Source organism: Micromonospora sp. NPDC048063 (assembly GCF_043202855.1).
Classification (GTDB): domain Bacteria; phylum Actinomycetota; class Actinomycetes; order Mycobacteriales; family Micromonosporaceae; genus Micromonospora.
In genome coordinates, this window is sequence record NZ_JBIDBG010000020.1 from 1 (window position 1) to 16,319 (window position 16,319).

The following is a 16,319-nucleotide window of genomic DNA, read 5'->3' on the forward strand; positions in this document are numbered from 1 at the left end:
GTACCCCGAAGGGCCTTTCCGCTCGACTTGCATGTGTTAAGCACGCCGCCAGCGTTCGTCCTGAGCCAGGATCAAACTCTCCAACAAAAACTTTGCTGAAACAGTCATCCCGACAACATGTGTTGCCAAAGGAATCCAAGACCAACAAGCCATAAAGACCTGCCAGCCCGGGGTATAAATCAATTTGGCACTGGCTTATCAAGCACCCTGTTGAGTTCTCAAAGAACAACCACACACCGCCCGGAAACCCCACACCGTGGAGCCCCCGACCCGGGGCATTTCGTTCACATCCCCGCCGCTCTCGCGCCGGGCACTTTTACTACGTTACCTCACCGTCTCCGCCGTGTCAAACCGTTTGTCCCGGTCTGTCGTGCTTCGTGCGGGTTGGCGCCGACGAACGTGCGCATCGGCGAACCGCCACACCTGATCATCGGATTTCGGCAGACCGGCCGCTCTGCGGTTTCCCGCGAGCTCGCCCGGTTTCCTGCCGGCGTCAAACCTTACCCGGTCGGCTCCGCTCCACCAAATCCGCCTCGCGGCAGATCCGGCGGGCCCCGCCCGGCCCGTGCCGTCCGGGAGCTGACTCCCGACCGACCCGACACCAGTGTGGTGGGAACTCCAGGTCTTTCGCCCTGTTCGCCCCGTTCCGCGCTGGCAGAGAGAAAGTTACGCGTCTGCGGGTTTGCACGTCAAATCCGGGGGTGGCGTCCCCCGTCACACCATTCCCGCCCGGCTATCCGGCCTGGTCGGCGGCGGTGCGGCACGCTCGGGTCCTTCCGGGAGGTCGCGCCCCCGCGCGCACGGCGCCCCGTGCCCCGGATGTGCGGAGGGGTCGGGCGGCGATTCCGTCAGTGCGTCGACCGGTCGGTACGCCGCGCGGCCAGCCAGGCGCGGACGCCGAGCACGCCGACGGTGGTGCCGATGGCCAGGGACGCCGCGATCAACAGGGCGTGGATCCAGAGGAAGCCGGTGGCGGGGAACTCGCCGACCGTGCCGGTGGACCAGGACCGCGGGTCCTTCCAGATGGCGACCGCGAACCTCGGCCAGATCACCCAGGTCCAGATCCCGACCCCGGTGAGGAAGAGCGCCCAACCCCGCGACAGCACCATGAGTGCCGAGTATGCCAGCGCCGAGCGGGCCGGCCGGTGCGGCGGCGGGCCGGCCGAGGCCCAGGTCACGACCCGTCGCGGCGGCCGGTTCCGCCCGGTCGGCACTGGGCGCCCGCGGTCCGGCTGCCGACCCTGACGGCCCGAACAAGATGCTGTTCCGGGGCCGGGGCCGGGGCCGGAAGGCTCCGCGGAGTCCGGGGCTCCACCCGCAGGCCGACGGTGGCCAGGAACGGGCCGCCCGGGGGGCGTGCCCGGTCACCTGCCGCCGAGTTGCCGGAAGGTGACCGAGTGGCGAAGGGCCGGCACCGGCGGGATGCTGTGCTGCCAGCTCGTCCGCGCCGCGCCGGCGAGCACGTACGCCGACCGCGGCGCCAGCTCCACCTCGTACACCCTGCGGTCGTCGCCGGTGCCCCGCTGGAAGCGCAACCGACAGGCGGCGCCCAGCGAGAGCCCGACCACTGTCGGCCCGAACGCGGGGGCGTCGCGGTGCCAGCCGATGACCGAGCCCGGCGGGTACCGGGTGACCAGGGCCTGCGCGAGCGAGGCCGCCGGGACGCCGGCGAGCGCGGCGCACCGCTGCCGGACCCCGTGCAACTCCACCGGCAACGCCTCGGCCTCGGTGAGCTGGAACGAGCCGTAGTCGTAGTCGAAGCCGAAGTGGCGGACGGTCCGCCGGGCGATCTGCCCGTGCATGCGGATCTCCCGGAAGTCGAACGCGGCGAGCGCGGTGAGCAGTGACCGCTCCTCGTCGGGGTCGACCAGGTCCGGCTGGTACGTCAGACCCGCCGGTCGCTCGTGGACGCCGCGCATCCGTCCCATCAGCCCGACGGTAACGGCGGAGCGAGGCCGGCTCGGGCGCATCCGGCGCATCCGTTCCGCCATTTCCCACGATTGCGGGACCGGGCACCGAACGGGTGGCCGCGGAAACGGGAGGCCCACCTCGGGCCGGGGGCCTCCCCAGCTCCGTCAGAAGCAGGTGCCGATTCCGCCGATCGCGGGGTTCGCCCGGTCGTGGTGGTGGATCGTGCCGGTCGGGTCGGCCATGAAGCCGCCCCAGATGGTGCAGCCACCCTTGACGTACGCCCTGGCCGGGCCGGCCGCCCACAGCCTGTTGCCGTCGTCGACCTGGGTGGGCAGGTACTGCGCGGCGAGGTAGACCTGGGTGCGGGTCAGCGAGCCGGCGTACGCGGACTTGATGGTGACCGTGCAGCCGTACCCGACGACGGGGTTGTACATCAGGTAGACGGTGCCGAGCCGCACGCCGGTCTGCGCGTGGTGGATCGGGTCCTGGTCCTGGACGGTGTAGCCGAGCCCGCAGAGCGCCTGCGGCGTGACCGGGTTGACGACGGCGGCTTGTGCGGTGGCGCCGGCCCCGGCGACGAGCCCGACCGCGACGGCGAGCACGAGCCCGATCCGACGAATGGTGCGGTACATCTGCGTCCCCCTCTTCTTCCTGCTACGAATGCGGGACCAGAATGGTCGGCGGCGGTCACGGAACGAATGTGCCGGGTGAACACTCCGCATTGCGCCTCGATGTGCGGTCGCCCAATTCCGACCGGCGCCACCTGGGAAGAGGCACCGCCACTCATCGGCGATCGACGACTATGACGAATTTCGCACGAGACATTTCTGTGAACCGAAAATTGCCGAATCGTTTCCCGGTCGCGCGGGTTGGGCAATGATTCCCCGACCGCGAACGACCGTCATCGGAGGTGGCCCGTGCAGCCGTCGACGTTCAACCCCTGGGCCTGGCGCGACCCGGCCGCCCTCGCCGGCGGGTACGCCGGGGCGAGCCCCGACACCGCGCCGCCGGACGGACCGGAGGGCGCCGGCGACGGACCCGACGCCCCGGGCCCCGGCACTCCGGTCGACCTGGTCGGCTACCGGGTGGAGGCCACCGACGGGCGGATCGGCTCGGTCGACGCGGCCAGCGACGACACCGACGCTCGCTGGCTGGTGGTGGACACCGGGCCGTGGATCTTCGGCCGCAAGGTGCTGCTGCCGGTCGGCACGGTGACGCGGGTCGACCACCTGGACCGCACCGTGCACGTGGACCGCACCCGGGAGCAGGTCAAGGAGTCCCCGGCCTTCGACCCGGACGCCCACCGGGAAACCGACTACCGGGACCGGGTCGGCGACTACTACCGGGAGACCTACCGGCAGCCCTGAGCCGGGCGGGTCACGCGCCGGGCGACCGGTTACGGTGGGAGGCATGGTCCGGCCGATCAGCTACGCGCCGGGGGTCGTCGACCCGGTCGACGGCCTCCCGCTCGGCGTCGTGACCACCTTTCCCACCAGCTCCGGCGACGGCCGCGAGCAGATGATCGACCTCCTTCGTGCCGGCGGACTGCGGTTCCGCGACGGCGGGCGATGGCGGTCGGCTCACTGAGCCGACCCCGACCGATCCCGGGACCCTCCCGGTCGGCGCGCGACCGCGCGCACCTCGTCCGTCACGCACGAAAGGCGTACCACCGTGTCTGTTCCACGAATGCTCACCGGGGACCGCCCCACCGGGCGGCTGCACCTCGGCCACTACGTCGGCAGCATCGCCAACCGGGTGCGGCTGCACCAGCGCTACGAGAGCTTCTTCATCATCGCCGACCTGCACATGCTCACCACGCGCAACACCCGCGAGGACATCGAGCGGGTCGCGGTCAACGCCCGGGAGATGGTCACCGACGTGCTGGCCGCCGGCGTCGACCCGGCGCGGGCGACCTTCTACCTCCAGTCGGCCATCCCCGAGGTCGGCGACCTGAACACCCTCTTCCAGAACCTGGTCACGGTGCCCCGGCTGGAGCGGGTGCCGTCGCTGAAGGACATGGCCCGCGACTCCGGCAAGGAGGAGATGCCGTACGGCCTGCTCGGCTACCCGGTCCTCCAGGCCGCCGACATCCTCTGCGTGAAGGGGCAGGTCGTCCCGGTGGGCAAGGACAACGCGGCGCACGTCGAGGTGACGCGGGAGATCGCCCGGCGCTTCAACCACCTCTACGGAGAGGTGTTCCCCGTGCCGGAGATGATCGCGTCCGAGACGCCGACCCTGGTCGGCACGGACGGCCGGGCGAAGATGAGCAAGAGCCTGGGCAACGCCATCTCGCTCTCCGACGACGCGGCGACCGTCCGCCGCACGGTGATGGGCATGTACACCGACCCGAACCGGGTCCGCGCCGACGTGCCGGGCACCGTCGAGGGGAACCCGGTCTTCGCGTACCACGACATCTTCAACCCAGACCGAGGGCAGGTCGACGACCTCAAGGAGCGGTACCGGGCCGGGCGGGTCGGCGACGTGGAGGTCAAGGAGAAGCTGGCCGTCGCGCTCAACCGGTTCCTGGACCCGATCCGCGAGCGCCGGGCGCGGTTCGAGGCCGACCCCGGGTTGGTCGACGAGCTGATCGTCGAGGGCACCGAACGGACCCGGCGCGAGGTGCGGCAGACGGTCGTCGAGGCCCGCCGGGCGATGGGACTGACGAGCGCGTACACCCAGGTGCGGCGGCGGGCCGAGCGGCGCCGCAAGGCCCGGGCCACGCCGGCCTGAGCGGTCGTACGCACAGCGCCCGGCCCGGAACCGGGACCGCCCGGTTCCGGGCCGGCTGGCGCACCGCCGAAGTCGTGCATGGCCGGCGCCGAGCGGGGCAAGTGAAGCATCATGGGCGGCGTGCGAAACGAGGTGGTGATGCCGGTCGTCGACGGGCTCGACCAGCTCGTCGACCTGCTTCGGCGGGCCGACCCCGACGAGGAGCTGTACGTCCGGTGGTCCCTGGGCCCCGGCGCGGATCTGGCCGGGGAGCGTGGGTCCGGCCAGTCCAGCAAGGACGCGCTGACCGGCATCGACCTGCCCGGCCTCTCCGCGAACCCGCTCGCGGTCGAGTCGTGGTGGGGCGACCGACCGGTGCGCCTGTGGGTGGCCCGGCGGCTCTACGACTACCGCCACCTGCGCCGGCTGCGCGGCCCCGGCGTACGCCCCTGGGTGCTGGTCGGTGAGCAGTGCGGCCGGGGGCCGGACAACGAGCCGCTGGTGCACTGTCACCGGCCCGTCGCCTGGGTGTCGGAGCGGGCGCTGCGGGAGGCGGACCGGGCGGTCGAGGCGCAGGCGTCACCGGAGTGGGGGCCGCTGCACCGGGCGGACTGAGCCGCCCGCCCGGCGGCGCGAGGATCAGCCGTTCGGCGGCACGTCCACGAGCTGCCCGGCCGGTAGGCTGCGCGCATCTGTGCGCAGCCCCACCCAGGAGGAACTTCTTTGGGCCGCAGTTTCCCGGCAGGCGCCCTGGCGACCGTCCTCGCCCTCGGCCTGCTGACCGCGCCGGCCACGCCGGCCGCCGCCGACCCCGGCACCGCTCCCCGCGAGATCGCCGTCATCCCGCCCGCGGACGCCACGGTTCCCGCCTACGAGGCCGTGTTCTTCGCCGGCCGCACCGGCTTCCTGCACCGGCACAACAACTCCCTCGACTACCTCTGGACGCGCTACGACACAGGCGCGACGGTCGTGGTCGAGGACCTGGCCGGCGTCCAGCCGTCGGCGCTGAAGCCGGCCGGTGGCGACAGCGTCTTCACCACCGCCCAGGTGCCGGCGAGGCCGGCGCCGGGCAAGGTCAGCGTGCTCGACCTCGCCGACCAGAGCTGGCAGCAGTGGGAGATCCCCACCGACCACGTCCTCTGGGGCGTCTACGGGCAGCGGATGCTGCTGCGCAAGCCGCCGCTGACCGGTGTGGAGCTGGAGCTGCGCACCCCCGCCGCCGGCGGCACCTGGACGACGACGCCGGTGACCGGCATCCCGGCAGACGCCAAGCCCAGCGGGCTGCCGCCCGCCGGGGACGAGACCTCGGTGGTGGTCGGCTACCTGGCCGACGGTGGGCAGCGGATGGGGCTGCTCGACCTCGCCACCGCGGCCGTGAAGCGGATCCCGAACGGCGTCCCCTCGACCTTCTGGCGCCTCTCGGGCGACACCGTGGGCTGGATGTCGAGCGGCGGCCAGTACCACCTCTACTCCCGCAGCGGGCTGACCAGCGGCACCGACACCTCGGCCCGGCTGGTGACCGTCCCGCAGGACAGCCTCCTCCGGACCGTCGTCGTGGACGGCGGGCTGGTGATCAGCCGAAGCCAGAACAACGACACCGGCGAGTACTTCCCGGCGACCTACGTGCCGGTGCAGACCACCGCGCCCCGCCCCACGCTGCTGCCGAAGATCTCCTGGGATCTCCGGGCGCTCGTGCAGGGACCGGACGGCACGGCCCTGGTGGTCGGCGGCTCCGGCCCGAAGGACTGGGCGGTACACCGGATCACGGGGCGGCCCGGTGAGACGCCGAGCCTCACGCCGGTGCTCCCCGTGCGCGACCCGGTGGCGAACGCCGGAATCAGCTACCGGCAGGGCCTGCTGCGGCACGTGCACTCCGAGGTGTCGCCGAAGACCGGTGCCACCCAGTACGTCGCCTCCAACCACCCGGTCTTCCCCGACCCCCAGTACACGTCCGGGGAGCGGGTCGTGCTCCGTTCGACCCCGGTGTCGTGCGCGACGGACGTGGCGTGCGTACGCCTGGTCGACGGAACCAACGCCGGCGCCGCGTACCTGGTCTCGTCGGACACGACGGACACCGCCCTCACGCTGGACCGGGCCACCGGTGGCTACGACCAGACGCCGCTGCCCACCAGCAAGGGGCGGCTCCTCGACGTCTCCGGCACGCACCTCCTCGTGAGCGATGGCGCGTCGGACAACCAGTACGTGGTCAGCATGACCTCGGACCACGTCCTCAAGACCATGCCGAAGACCGGGGCCGCCCTGTGGTTCGGCACGCTGTGGAGCGCGACGACCACCGCCGGCCAGCTCATGGCGATCGACCTGTCGACCGGGAAGGCCACGCGTACGATCTCGACCGGCACGGCCTGCATCCCGACCGAGGTGCAGACCAGCGCCCGCTGGCTCTACTGGGCGTGCGGCGACACCGGCCCCGCGGGCGTCCGCGACCTGCGGAGCAACACGCAATTCACGGTGCCGGCCGGGCCGGCCCTGCTCGGGGACGGCTTCCTCGTCCGGCACGAGACCGGCGCGCTGCGGATGACCGCTTTCCAGGACGGCGCCCTGCACACCCCGGTGACGCTCGCCGAGCTGCCCGCCGGCACCCCCGCCGACAGTCGCGGCGTCCGCTGGGCGGTCGACCGGCACGGCTCCGGCGTCGCGTACGTCGACGCCGACCGGGCGGTGCACGTGCTCGACACCGGAGTGCCGGGCACCGCGCCCGAGTTCGGCAGCCTGATCGCGGACGACTCCGTCTATCCGCGCTCCTCCGGCCTTCCCTGGCAGGCGGACGTCCGGCCCAGCCGTCCGCTCTGGAGCTGGGAGCTCACGATCACCCGGAAGTGGACGGGTGAGCTGGTCCACCGCGCTGGCGGCGGCAAGGCACGGACGTCCGTCTACCTGCGGTGGGACGGCAAGCTGCCGTCGGGGCAGTCGGCGCTCAACGGGGCGTACACCTGGACGCTGAGCGGCACTCCCACCGAGTCCGCCGCGCCGGTCACGGTGGGCTCCGGCGAGCTGCTCGTCCACTGCGGCACCTTCCCCTTCCGCGGCTATTCCTGTGCTGGCGGGCCGGCGCTGCTCGGCGTGAAGTCCACGGGCGACGGCCACTGGTACGGAACGCTGCCCACGTCCCCGCGCGGCCAGCTCTACAGCAACGGGTACTCCGAGAACTGGTGCCTCAGCTGCTCGGGCGCCGAGCGGACCTCGGCCCTGGTGCCGTTCGGCGACTACAACGGCGACGCGTACCCCGACCTGCTCGTACGCGACGGCAACGGGTACATGAAGGCGCACCTGGGCACCGGCTACCTGGGCTTCGGCGGCACGAACACGGTCAGCCTGGGTGGCGGCTGGATGATGTACCGGTCGATCCTGGCGCCGGGTGACGTCAACAGCGACGGCCACCACGACATCCTCGGCATCGACTCCGACGGCAAGTTGTGGCTCTACACCACCACCGGCCATGGCGGGATCAACCCCCGCGTCCAGGTCGGCTCCGGCTGGGGCATGTACCCGCGCGTGACCGGCGCCGGCGACCTCAACGGCGACGGCCACGGCGACCTGCTCGGCATCGACGCCAACGGCGTGATGTACCACTACCTCAGCAACGGCAACAAGGGCTGGAGCGCGCGCGTCAAGGTCTACGCCGGCTGGAACATCTACAACAGCGTGGTGGCCGTCGGCGACCTCGACGAGGACGGTCGCAACGACCTCGTCGCCCGCGACGCGGGCGGCCTCCTCTGGCGCTACTCCGGGCTCGGCAACGGCTCCTTCGCCGCCCGGGTCCAGGCCGGCAGCGGCTGGAACATGTTCAAGATCATTATCTGAGCGCACCCCACCACGGACCGCCCCCGGACGCCCACGGCGACCGGGGGCGGTCCCGTCTCCGGACGGAACCAGGTGCAACCCACCGGTCCGCTCGCGCGTGTGCCTGTGGCGGCTGACGCCAGCCGCAGCCACGGGGATGAGAGGCGACGTGATGCCATGCCGGTCAAGCCGATGGTCGTGACGCCGGACGACGCCCGTGCCACCGACTTCGACGAGTTCTACCGGGCCAGGTTCCAGTCGCTCACCCTCCAGCTGTACGCGTACGCCGGGGACCTCGCCGAGGCGCAGGATCTCGTGCAGGAAGCCTTCTGCCGGGCGTACGTCCGCTGGCAGAAGATCCGGGACTACGACGACCCGGCCCAGTGGGTGCGGCAGGTGGCGTGGAACCTGGCCACGAGCCGCTTCCGGCGCCGCCGGACGGCGGCAAACTTCCTCCGCAGGCAGCGAATGACGGTCGTCGACGGCCCCGACCCCGACCGGGTCGCCCTGGTCAGGGCCCTCTCCACGCTGCCGCCGAAGCACCGGCGAGCCGTCGTGCTGCACCACATGGCCCAGCTCTCCGTCGCCGAGATCGCTGCCCAGGAGGGCGTCGCCGAGGGAACCGTCAAGTCCTGGCTGAGCCGCGGGCGTGCCGCGCTGGCCAGCCAACTCAGAGGAGACGTGTCATGAGCGAGCACGACGACGTCCAGCTGATCGACGACGCCTTCGACCAGCTGACCGCCGACCTCGGACCCACGGTCCGTCCCCCTGGTGGCGTACGCGACATGGTCGCCCGACGGCGCAGGACGCGAGTCACCACGGCGACCGTCGCCGCCGGACTGGTGGCAGTGCTGCCGGTGGCGGCGTTCATGGGCACAGGCCGCGGCCAGCCCGGCCCGGACCCGGCCACGGTCGGTGCCAGCGTCGACACCACCGGCCTGCCGAGCGCCCCGAGCGCGAGCGCCACGCCGTCACCGAGCGCGTCCTCGTCGAGGACGGTCCCGGCCCGCGGCGGCGGCCCCCTCACGCTGGCGGAGCTGACCGCCGCGCCCGTCGCCGTACCCGGCTGGCCCTGGACCGGTCCGTCCGGCGCGACCTGCGCCGACGGCCTCGTCCGGCTGGCATCGTCGGCGAAGGTCAGCGGCGCCAGGGTGGGCGTCGTGGAACTGCGCCAGGCCGACCTCGACGGGGACGCCGAGTTGGAGACCGCCGCCCTGCTGCGGTGCGGGCACGGCGCGGAGCAGGTGGTGGCGTTCGACCGGGACGCCGCCGGCCGCGTCGCCACCCTCGGCCAGGTCGTCGCGACCACCGCCGAGATGCCGGCCATCGTCGGCATCGGGCCCCGCCCGCGCGGCGGCCTCACGGCCACCGTCGCCGACTCCCGCGCCGCCGTCGACCAGCAGCGCCAGGAGCGGCAGTACGCCTGGAACGGCGACGGTTACGGGCAGGTGGGCGGGGACACCAGCTTCCCGGTGAGACAGCGCCCGGTCGACCTGGGCCTGACCGTGGCCACGCCCGTCGCCGGGCCCGTCTCGGGGCCGTGCGAGGGAGCGACGCGCCACGTCTCCGTGACGTTCACCGTCACGAACCACAGCAGGCAGGTCTCCGACCGGTTCCACCTGGAGTGGCGGGGCGGCGCGTTCCTGCCGAACGGCTCGTACGACGGCCCCTACTGGCTGGACACCCCCGGCCATCCCGCCCAGGACGGCGGGCACCGGGGACTCAGGCCGGGCGAGAGCGTCGACCTGACCTTCGAGTTCGACATCGACGCCTGCGTGACCGACTGGGGCTTCACCACGGACATCCGCACCGACCGACCGGATCCCGAAACGGGCAACAACCACGTGCTGTGGTGGCTGCGGACCGGGTGACCGGTCTGGTGGCGACGGACGGTTGTCGCTACGTTGCAGCTTCGAGCATCCTTACTGCCTTCGATCGGGGAAGTCGACGCCGTGTCGCAAATCGAGAAGATCACCGGGGAGCTTCGTGCGTTGACGGCCGGCGTCGACAGGGCCCAGGGGCTGGCGGCCGCCGCCGACAAGCAGGCCCAGGAGGTGGCCCTGCGGGCCGCCGGCGCCGGCTTCGCCGCCGTGGCGGCGGGCCTGGCCCGCGTGCGGGACGCCATCGCGGGAATCCGGGGCGGCCTGGGCGGCCTCGCCACCACGCTCGGCGAGGCCGCGAAGGCGACCGCAGCCGTCCCGCAGGAGGCCACGCCGGACGAGACGACCGCCGGGCTGACCCCCGTGGGCACCGCGATCGACGGCATGCGCGGCGCGGCCGCCGCCACCATCGCCCAGGTCGGCGAGGCGCAACGACTCGTCACCACCGTCCTGCAGGGCGGGCAGCCGGGGCCGCTGGTGCAGGCGCTGGAGAACGTCAAGCAGGTGCTGGTGCTGACGGTGCAGCGCACCGGCACCGCCCGGCAGTTCGTCGACACGGCGATCGCCGAGGCGCGGCAACTGGGGTCGTCGGGAAACTGACGGGGCCGGCGGTGCCACGCCGACCGGCCCCACCCCCGCGGACCACGCCTCCACCGTCCCCGCCGCAGGCGGCGACGCCTCCGGCCTCGTGCCGTGGACCAGGCAACCCACCGGGGTTCCCGGCGGCGCACCGACCGGCCCACGCACCCGCATCCCACCCAACGAGAGGCCAACCGAGCGACGATCGCTGGAACTGGAGAACGACTGTGCCGAAACCCTCGCCGACAGGGGCTACCGGGTCCACCAGAACCCGACGACGCAGGAGATCTCGCAGGCTCGGCTCGACACCGGTGACGCCGGGAGGGACGAAGGGGCGCCGGACTATCTCATCGAGGGCCACGTCTTCGACTGCTACTCTCCCACGCCCTTCGTGTCGCCGCGATCCGTCTGGAGCTCCGTGGCGAGGAAGATCGACCGGAAGCAGACCCAACGCGTGGTGCTCAACCTCCACGACTGGCAGGGTGATCTCGCCGCACTGCAGAAGCAGTTCGACGACTGGCCGATGCCCGAGCTGAAGGAGCTGGCAGCGGTCACACCTGGCGGTGCGATCATTCAGATCGTCCGGCGGTACTGAGAAGGGGCATCAATGGCGATCGAGTACCGGTTGACGCTCGCGGGTGACGTCCCGCTGGAGCCGGTGGCGGAGCTGGCCGCTCCCGGAGCGACCGAGACGTCGACGCTCTCCGGCAACCGGATGCTGCGCGCGAACCTGAACGAGGAGTGCGGATACGTCGTCACCGTCGTCGCCGGCAGTCACGGCTACTACGAGGCGGAGAACGACGGCGGGCTGTGGATGTGGGAGCCCGAAACCTACGTCGACGTCGACTTCCACATGCGCAAGGACACCCTGACCGAGCGGGGAAGGCCCAACATGCTGCGGACCGTGGGCCGGATCCTGGCCGACCGGCCCGAGGACGTCGCGCTGGTCCTCAACGACAACTGGTTGATGCTGACCCGCGTCGACGGCACGATCCGCCGGCACAACGAGGCCGACTGGTACGACGAGGCGTACGACAGCTTCCTGCCCCGCTGACCCGGTCGCCGCGACCGGCGCTGCGCCGCGCCGGGAACGGGCGGCGGCGTCCTACCATCCGATCGTGGCCAACTTCGATACCTCGCCAGTCGTCGAGACGGTGTGGCAGCGGCAGGCCGCCTGGTCACGGGCGGCCGTCGGGGCCAAGCGCGTGATCACCCGGGCGCGCCTGGCCGTCGCCGCGCTCACCGTCGGCGCGGCCGTGTGCGGCACCCTCGCCAACCAGCTCGGGCAGACCCACCGCGGCGCCGGCCGGGCGCTCGCGATCGTCGCGGCGGCGGCGCTGCTCCTGGTGCCGGTCGCGGCCCGGTGGGCCGGCCGCGACGCGGTGCACGCGTGGGCCCGGCTCCGCTCGGTCTCGGAGGCGTTGAAGGCGGACGTTCACCGCTACCTCGCCGGGGTCGCCCCGTTCGGCGGTGCCGACCGGGACGCCGTCCTGCTCGGCCGACTCGACGCGCTCATGGACGACGCGGGCGATCTGGTGGGCCGTACCCTCGACGCGCCGCCGGCCGCCCGGCCGCTGCCTGCGGTCTCGGACGTGGCCACGTACCTGACGGAACGGCTGCGGCGGCAGGTCGACGACTACTACCTGCCGGGAGCCCGCCGGACGGCCCGGGCGGCGCGCCGGATCCGGTACGCCACCACCGCCCTGACGGTCGCCGCCGCCCTGATGTCCGCGACGGTGGGGGTGCTCGGTGACAACCTCGGGCTCACCGCCTGGATCGGCGTCGCGGCGGCCGTCACCACGGCGCTGGTCGGCTACGGGTCGGCCCAGCAGTACGAGCACCACCAGATCGAGTACGCCCGCACCGCCGACCAGTTGACACGGCTGCGGGTGGCCCGGGAGGCCGGGCGGGGCTGGACCGACGACGACGCGTTCGTCGCGGAGACGGAACGGATCATCTCGCTGTCCAACGAGGGGTGGATGGCGAAGATGATCGAGCAAGATGGCGCTGCGCAGCAGTGACATCACGCGCTGTGCCATATAGCATCGTCGATAGTGTCGTTGACCGTCGCCGTGGACGGCGTCCGTCCACTCCCGACCCAAATGGGGGAACCGACGTGGATCGCACCGTACGCCAGCCCGATCCGACCCCGCCGCCACTGGACGACCTCCGGCGCACCCCGCTCGGCCGGATCTCCCTCGACCGGGCCCGGTCCGTCGCCCGCGTGACCACCCGCAGGGAGGACCGTCCGGCCCGTGTCGATGTCGCGGCCTTCATCTCTGCGATCTGACCCGGCCGGGGCGGGCGGCGAGCCGACGGGGCGCGTCGCCCCGCTGTCGCAGTACGTGCTCAAGCTGGTCAGCCGCTGCGACCTCGCCTGCGACCACTGCTACGTCTACGAGCACCCGGACCAGTCGTGGCGACGCCAGCCGCGGATGATGGCGCCCGAGACGGTGGAGGCCGTCGCGGGGCGGATCGCGGAGCACGCCGCGGCGCACCGGCTCGACGGCGTCCGGGTGGTCCTGCACGGCGGCGAGCCACTGCTCGCCGGCGCCGCCCGACTCGACGCCACCGCCGCCGCCCTGCGCCGCGCCGTCGACCCGGTGGCGCGGCTCGACCTGCGCATGCAGTCCAACGGTGTGCTGCTCACCCCGGCGATCTGCGACGTGCTGGTCGCCCACGACATCAAGGTCGGGATCTCGCTCGACGGGGACCGGGCCGCCAACGACCGGCACCGCCGGCACGCCAACGGGGCGAGCAGCCACCGCCAGGTGCTGCGGGCCCTGGCGCTGCTGCGCAGTCCCGACTACCGGTCCGCCTACGCGGGCATCCTCTGCACCGTCGACGTGGCCAACGACCCCATCCGGGTGTACGAGGCGCTGCTGGCCGAGGAGCCGCCGCACGTCGACTTCCTGCTGCCGCACGCCAACTGGGACAACCCGCCCGCCCGCCCCGACGGCCGCGCCACGCCGTACGCCGACTGGCTGCTGGCCGTGCACCGGCGCTGGCTGGCCGACGGGCGCCCGGTGCCGATCCGCCTGCTGGAGTCCCTCATCGCCACCGCGTCCGGGCACGGCAGCCGCAGCGAGGCGGTCGGGCTCGGCCCGGCCGATCTGGTCGTCGTCGAGACCGACGGCACCTTCGAGCAGGTCGACTCGCTCAAGTCGGCCTTCGAGGGCGCGGCGGCCACCGGCCTCGACGTGTTCCGGCACCGGGTGGACGACGCCGCGGCCCACCCCGGGATCGCCGTCCGGCAGACGGGTCTGGCGGGGCTCTGCGCGACGTGCCGGGCGTGCCCGGTGGTGCGGCACTGCGGCGGCGGGCTCTACGCCCACCGGTACCGGGCGGGCAACGGCTTCGACAACCCGTCCGTCTACTGCCCGGACCTGCTGGAGCTCGTCCGCGTGGTGACGGCGGCCCCGGCCGTCGACGAGCCGGCCCGCCCGGCCGACTCGCTCAGCCCGGACGTGCTCGACGACCTCGGCGCCGGGCCGGGAACGGCGGGCTCGGCGGAGCAGCTCGCCGCGATCCACCTGGCGCTGGTGCGCGCCCTGCTGGTCGCCCTCAGCGACCGGGTCGGCTCCGACCCGGTCGCCGCGGAGGGATGGCGGCTGCTGGTCGACCTCGACGACCGGCGCCCGGAGGCGGTCCGCGCCGTGCTGACCCACCCGTTCGTGCGGCGCTGGGCCCGGCGGTGCCGGGACGGGGCGGCCGACCTGTCGTACCTGGCCTGCGTGGCGGCCGCCGCCGCGGTGCACGCCCGGGTCCGGGCCGACCTGCCCGTGCCGGTACGCGACGGGCTGGTCGGCCTGCCGACGCTCGGCGCGATCGCCGGGCGCGCCGAGCGGGGCGTCGTCCGGCTCGCCACCGACGAGGGTGACGTCCGGGTCGGTGGCCGGCGGGTCATCCCCGACGCCGGCCGGGACGGCGACCCGGCGCGGGCGGACGGCCCGGACGGTTGGCTGCCGGTGCGTGCGGTCGGGGTCGACGGGCACCGGCTGCTGCTGGAGGACACGGACCCGCACCGGGACTGCTACGACGTCCCGGTGGAGCCCCGGCTGACCGGCGCCGCCGCCCTGGGGTGGACGCGGCAGTTGGCGCGGGCGGTCCGGCGGATCGACGTCGAGGCGCCCGACTACGCGGCCGGGGTCCGTACCCTGCTGCGGGCCGTCGTGCCGCTGCGCGCGGACGGCACCGGCCGGTTCCGCAGCGCCGCCGCCGGCGCGGCCTTCGGCGCGGTGGCCGTCACCGCCGTACCCGACGACGCCACCCTCGCCGTGCTGCTGGTGCACGAGGTGCAGCACCTGAAGCTCAGCGCGGCGCTGGACGTCTGCGACCTGTTCGACCGCGACGACACCCGGACGCTGACCGTGCCGTGGCGCGACGATCCCCGGCCGGTCGAGGGCGCGCTGCACGGCGTCTACGCCCACCTGGCGGTGGCCGACGTGTGGCGGCGGCGGCCCGGGCCGGTCGCGGAGGGGCACTTCCGCCGCTACCGTGACTGGACCGACGGGGCGATCGACGCCCTGCTCGACCTCGGCGTCCTGACGGCCCCCGGCGACCGGTTCGTCCGACGGATGCGCGCGACGGTGGACGGGTGGGCGTGACCGGCGTCGGCCCCGCACTGCCGAGCATGCGCCGGGCCGACGCCGCCCTCGGGCGCGGGGCGCTGGCCGGGGACCTGCGCGAGCTGGGATTGCCGCCGGGTGCCACCGTGCTGGTGCACTGCGCACTGTCCCGGGTCGGGCCGGTCGAGGGCGGCCCCGCGGCCCTGCTGGGCGCCCTGCGGGACGTGCTGGGAGAAGGCGGCACGGTGGTCGTACCGGCCCAGACGGCCAGCAACTCCGTCACGTCGCGGGCGTTCCGGGCGGCGACCGCCGGGCTGACCGGCCCCGAGGTGGCGGCGGTGGAGGCGGCGATCGCGCCGTTCGATCCGGACCGCAGCCCGTCCGAGGGGATGGGGATCTTCGCCGAGCACGTACGCCGGCAGCCGGGCGCGTTGCGCAGCCGGCATCCGCAGACGTCCTTCGCCGCCCTCGGTCCCGGGGCGGCCCGGCTGACCGCCGTCCACGACCTCGCCTGCCACCTCGGCGAACGCTCGCCCCTCGGCGCGCTCTACGCCGCCGACGCCGTCGTGCTGCTGCTCGGCGTCGACTGGTCCGCCTGCACCGCGTTCCACCTGGCCGAGTACCGGCTGCGCCGGCCGCCCGCCGAGCGGGCGTACCGGTGCTACGTGCGCGGCCCCGACGGGCGGCGGGTCCGGCGGGACTTCCGCGCCTCGGACCTCGACGACGCCGACTTCCCGCTGATCGGCCGGGCGCTGACCGACGCCGGCGGGGTGCGGACCGGTCGGGTCGGGGGCGCCGAGTGCCGGCTGGTGGGCCTCCGGGCGGCGGTCGACTTCGCCCGGGGGTGGATGGATGAACACCGGGGGTGACG

The 16,319-nt window shown here is 73.4% G+C and carries 16 protein-coding genes and 1 rRNA gene; 13 read left to right on the forward strand and 4 right to left on the reverse strand.

Features of this window, described 5'->3' with window-relative positions; translation table 11 throughout:
- From ACGFZ2_RS29740 to ACGFZ2_RS29755, 4 genes are all read right to left on the reverse strand, one after another.
- Positions 1-87 (reverse strand): 16S ribosomal RNA (locus ACGFZ2_RS29740); the annotation flags it as partial.
- Between the two features lie 761 nt (positions 88-848).
- Positions 849-1,109, reverse strand: coding sequence for an SCO4848 family membrane protein (locus ACGFZ2_RS29745; RefSeq protein WP_393459279.1), 261 nt, complete (start codon positions 1,107-1,109; stop codon positions 849-851).
- Positions 1,110-1,364: 255 nt separating this feature from the next.
- Positions 1,365-1,928, reverse strand: coding sequence for an alpha-ketoglutarate-dependent dioxygenase AlkB (locus tag ACGFZ2_RS29750; RefSeq protein WP_393459282.1), 564 nt, complete (start codon positions 1,926-1,928; stop codon positions 1,365-1,367).
- A gap of 147 nt (positions 1,929-2,075) precedes the next feature.
- Complete coding sequence (locus ACGFZ2_RS29755; RefSeq protein WP_393259247.1) at positions 2,076-2,543, reverse strand: hypothetical protein; 468 nt, start codon at positions 2,541-2,543, stop codon at positions 2,076-2,078.
- A gap of 285 nt (positions 2,544-2,828) precedes the next feature.
- Between ACGFZ2_RS29755 and ACGFZ2_RS29760 the strand changes: the two genes are divergently transcribed.
- From ACGFZ2_RS29760 to ACGFZ2_RS29820, 13 genes are all read left to right on the forward strand, one after another.
- The gene (locus ACGFZ2_RS29760) at positions 2,829-3,278 is read left to right on the forward strand and encodes a PRC-barrel domain-containing protein (RefSeq protein WP_393459284.1); all 450 of its coding nucleotides are present in this window, start codon (positions 2,829-2,831) and stop codon (positions 3,276-3,278) included.
- Between the two features lie 43 nt (positions 3,279-3,321).
- A complete protein-coding gene (locus tag ACGFZ2_RS29765; protein ID WP_350712322.1) occupies positions 3,322-3,498 on the forward strand; it encodes a hypothetical protein in 177 nt (58 codons plus the stop codon).
- Positions 3,499-3,582: 84 nt separating this feature from the next.
- Positions 3,583-4,641, forward strand: coding sequence for a tryptophan--tRNA ligase (gene trpS / locus ACGFZ2_RS29770; RefSeq protein ID WP_393459287.1), 1,059 nt, complete (start codon positions 3,583-3,585; stop codon positions 4,639-4,641).
- 120 nt (positions 4,642-4,761) lie between these two features.
- Positions 4,762-5,235: a DUF6098 family protein gene (locus tag ACGFZ2_RS29775; RefSeq protein ID WP_393259253.1), complete on the forward strand. Its 474-nt coding sequence runs from the start codon at positions 4,762-4,764 to the stop codon at positions 5,233-5,235.
- Positions 5,236-5,343: 108 nt separating this feature from the next.
- Complete coding sequence (locus ACGFZ2_RS29780; RefSeq protein ID WP_393459290.1) at positions 5,344-8,442, forward strand: FG-GAP repeat domain-containing protein; 3,099 nt, start codon at positions 5,344-5,346, stop codon at positions 8,440-8,442.
- Between the two features lie 156 nt (positions 8,443-8,598).
- Positions 8,599-9,111: a SigE family RNA polymerase sigma factor gene (locus ACGFZ2_RS29785; RefSeq protein ID WP_393259257.1), complete on the forward strand. Its 513-nt coding sequence runs from the start codon at positions 8,599-8,601 to the stop codon at positions 9,109-9,111.
- Positions 9,108-10,292, forward strand: coding sequence for a hypothetical protein (locus tag ACGFZ2_RS29790; RefSeq protein ID WP_393259259.1), 1,185 nt, complete (start codon positions 9,108-9,110; stop codon positions 10,290-10,292). Before ACGFZ2_RS29785 ends, ACGFZ2_RS29790 begins: the two co-directional genes overlap by 4 nt.
- An 81-nt stretch (positions 10,293-10,373) precedes the next feature.
- Positions 10,374-10,901, forward strand: a complete 528-nt coding sequence (locus tag ACGFZ2_RS29795; RefSeq protein WP_393459293.1) for a DUF6244 family protein — start codon at positions 10,374-10,376, stop codon at positions 10,899-10,901.
- A 151-nt stretch (positions 10,902-11,052) separates the two neighbouring features.
- The gene (locus tag ACGFZ2_RS29800; protein WP_393260595.1) at positions 11,053-11,475 is read left to right on the forward strand and encodes a hypothetical protein; all 423 of its coding nucleotides are present in this window, start codon (positions 11,053-11,055) and stop codon (positions 11,473-11,475) included.
- A 12-nt stretch (positions 11,476-11,487) separates the two neighbouring features.
- Positions 11,488-11,934, forward strand: a complete 447-nt coding sequence (locus tag ACGFZ2_RS29805) for a SitI3 family protein (RefSeq protein WP_393459295.1) — start codon at positions 11,488-11,490, stop codon at positions 11,932-11,934.
- A gap of 64 nt (positions 11,935-11,998) precedes the next feature.
- Positions 11,999-12,901, forward strand: coding sequence for a DUF4231 domain-containing protein (locus ACGFZ2_RS29810; protein ID WP_393459297.1), 903 nt, complete (start codon positions 11,999-12,001; stop codon positions 12,899-12,901).
- Positions 12,902-13,141: 240 nt separating this feature from the next.
- A complete protein-coding gene (locus tag ACGFZ2_RS29815; protein WP_393459434.1) occupies positions 13,142-15,487 on the forward strand; it encodes an FxsB family cyclophane-forming radical SAM/SPASM peptide maturase in 2,346 nt (781 codons plus the stop codon).
- Between the two features lie 26 nt (positions 15,488-15,513).
- The gene (locus ACGFZ2_RS29820) at positions 15,514-16,317 is read left to right on the forward strand and encodes an aminoglycoside N(3)-acetyltransferase (protein WP_393459437.1); all 804 of its coding nucleotides are present in this window, start codon (positions 15,514-15,516) and stop codon (positions 16,315-16,317) included.
- Positions 16,318-16,319 lie beyond the last annotated feature (2 nt).

Excerpts from the sequence above, each read along its gene's own strand:
- ACGFZ2_RS29745 (WP_393459279.1), bottom strand. The coding sequence starts at position 1,109 with ATGGTGCTGTCGCGGGGTTGGGCGCTCTTCCTCACCGGGGTCGGGATC.
- ACGFZ2_RS29750 (WP_393459282.1), bottom strand. The coding sequence starts at position 1,928 with ATGGGACGGATGCGCGGCGTCCACGAGCGACCGGCGGGTCTGACGTAC.
- ACGFZ2_RS29755 (WP_393259247.1), bottom strand. The coding sequence starts at position 2,543 with ATGTACCGCACCATTCGTCGGATCGGGCTCGTGCTCGCCGTCGCGGTC.
- ACGFZ2_RS29765 (WP_350712322.1), top strand. The coding sequence starts at position 3,322 with ATGGTCCGGCCGATCAGCTACGCGCCGGGGGTCGTCGACCCGGTCGAC.
- ACGFZ2_RS29785 (WP_393259257.1), top strand. The coding sequence starts at position 8,599 with ATGCCGGTCAAGCCGATGGTCGTGACGCCGGACGACGCCCGTGCCACC.
- ACGFZ2_RS29790 (WP_393259259.1), top strand. The coding sequence starts at position 9,108 with ATGAGCGAGCACGACGACGTCCAGCTGATCGACGACGCCTTCGACCAG.
- ACGFZ2_RS29805 (WP_393459295.1), top strand. The coding sequence starts at position 11,488 with ATGGCGATCGAGTACCGGTTGACGCTCGCGGGTGACGTCCCGCTGGAG.
- ACGFZ2_RS29815 (WP_393459434.1), top strand. The coding sequence starts at position 13,142 with ATGTCGCGGCCTTCATCTCTGCGATCTGACCCGGCCGGGGCGGGCGGC.
- ACGFZ2_RS29820 (WP_393459437.1), top strand. The coding sequence starts at position 15,514 with ATGCGCCGGGCCGACGCCGCCCTCGGGCGCGGGGCGCTGGCCGGGGAC.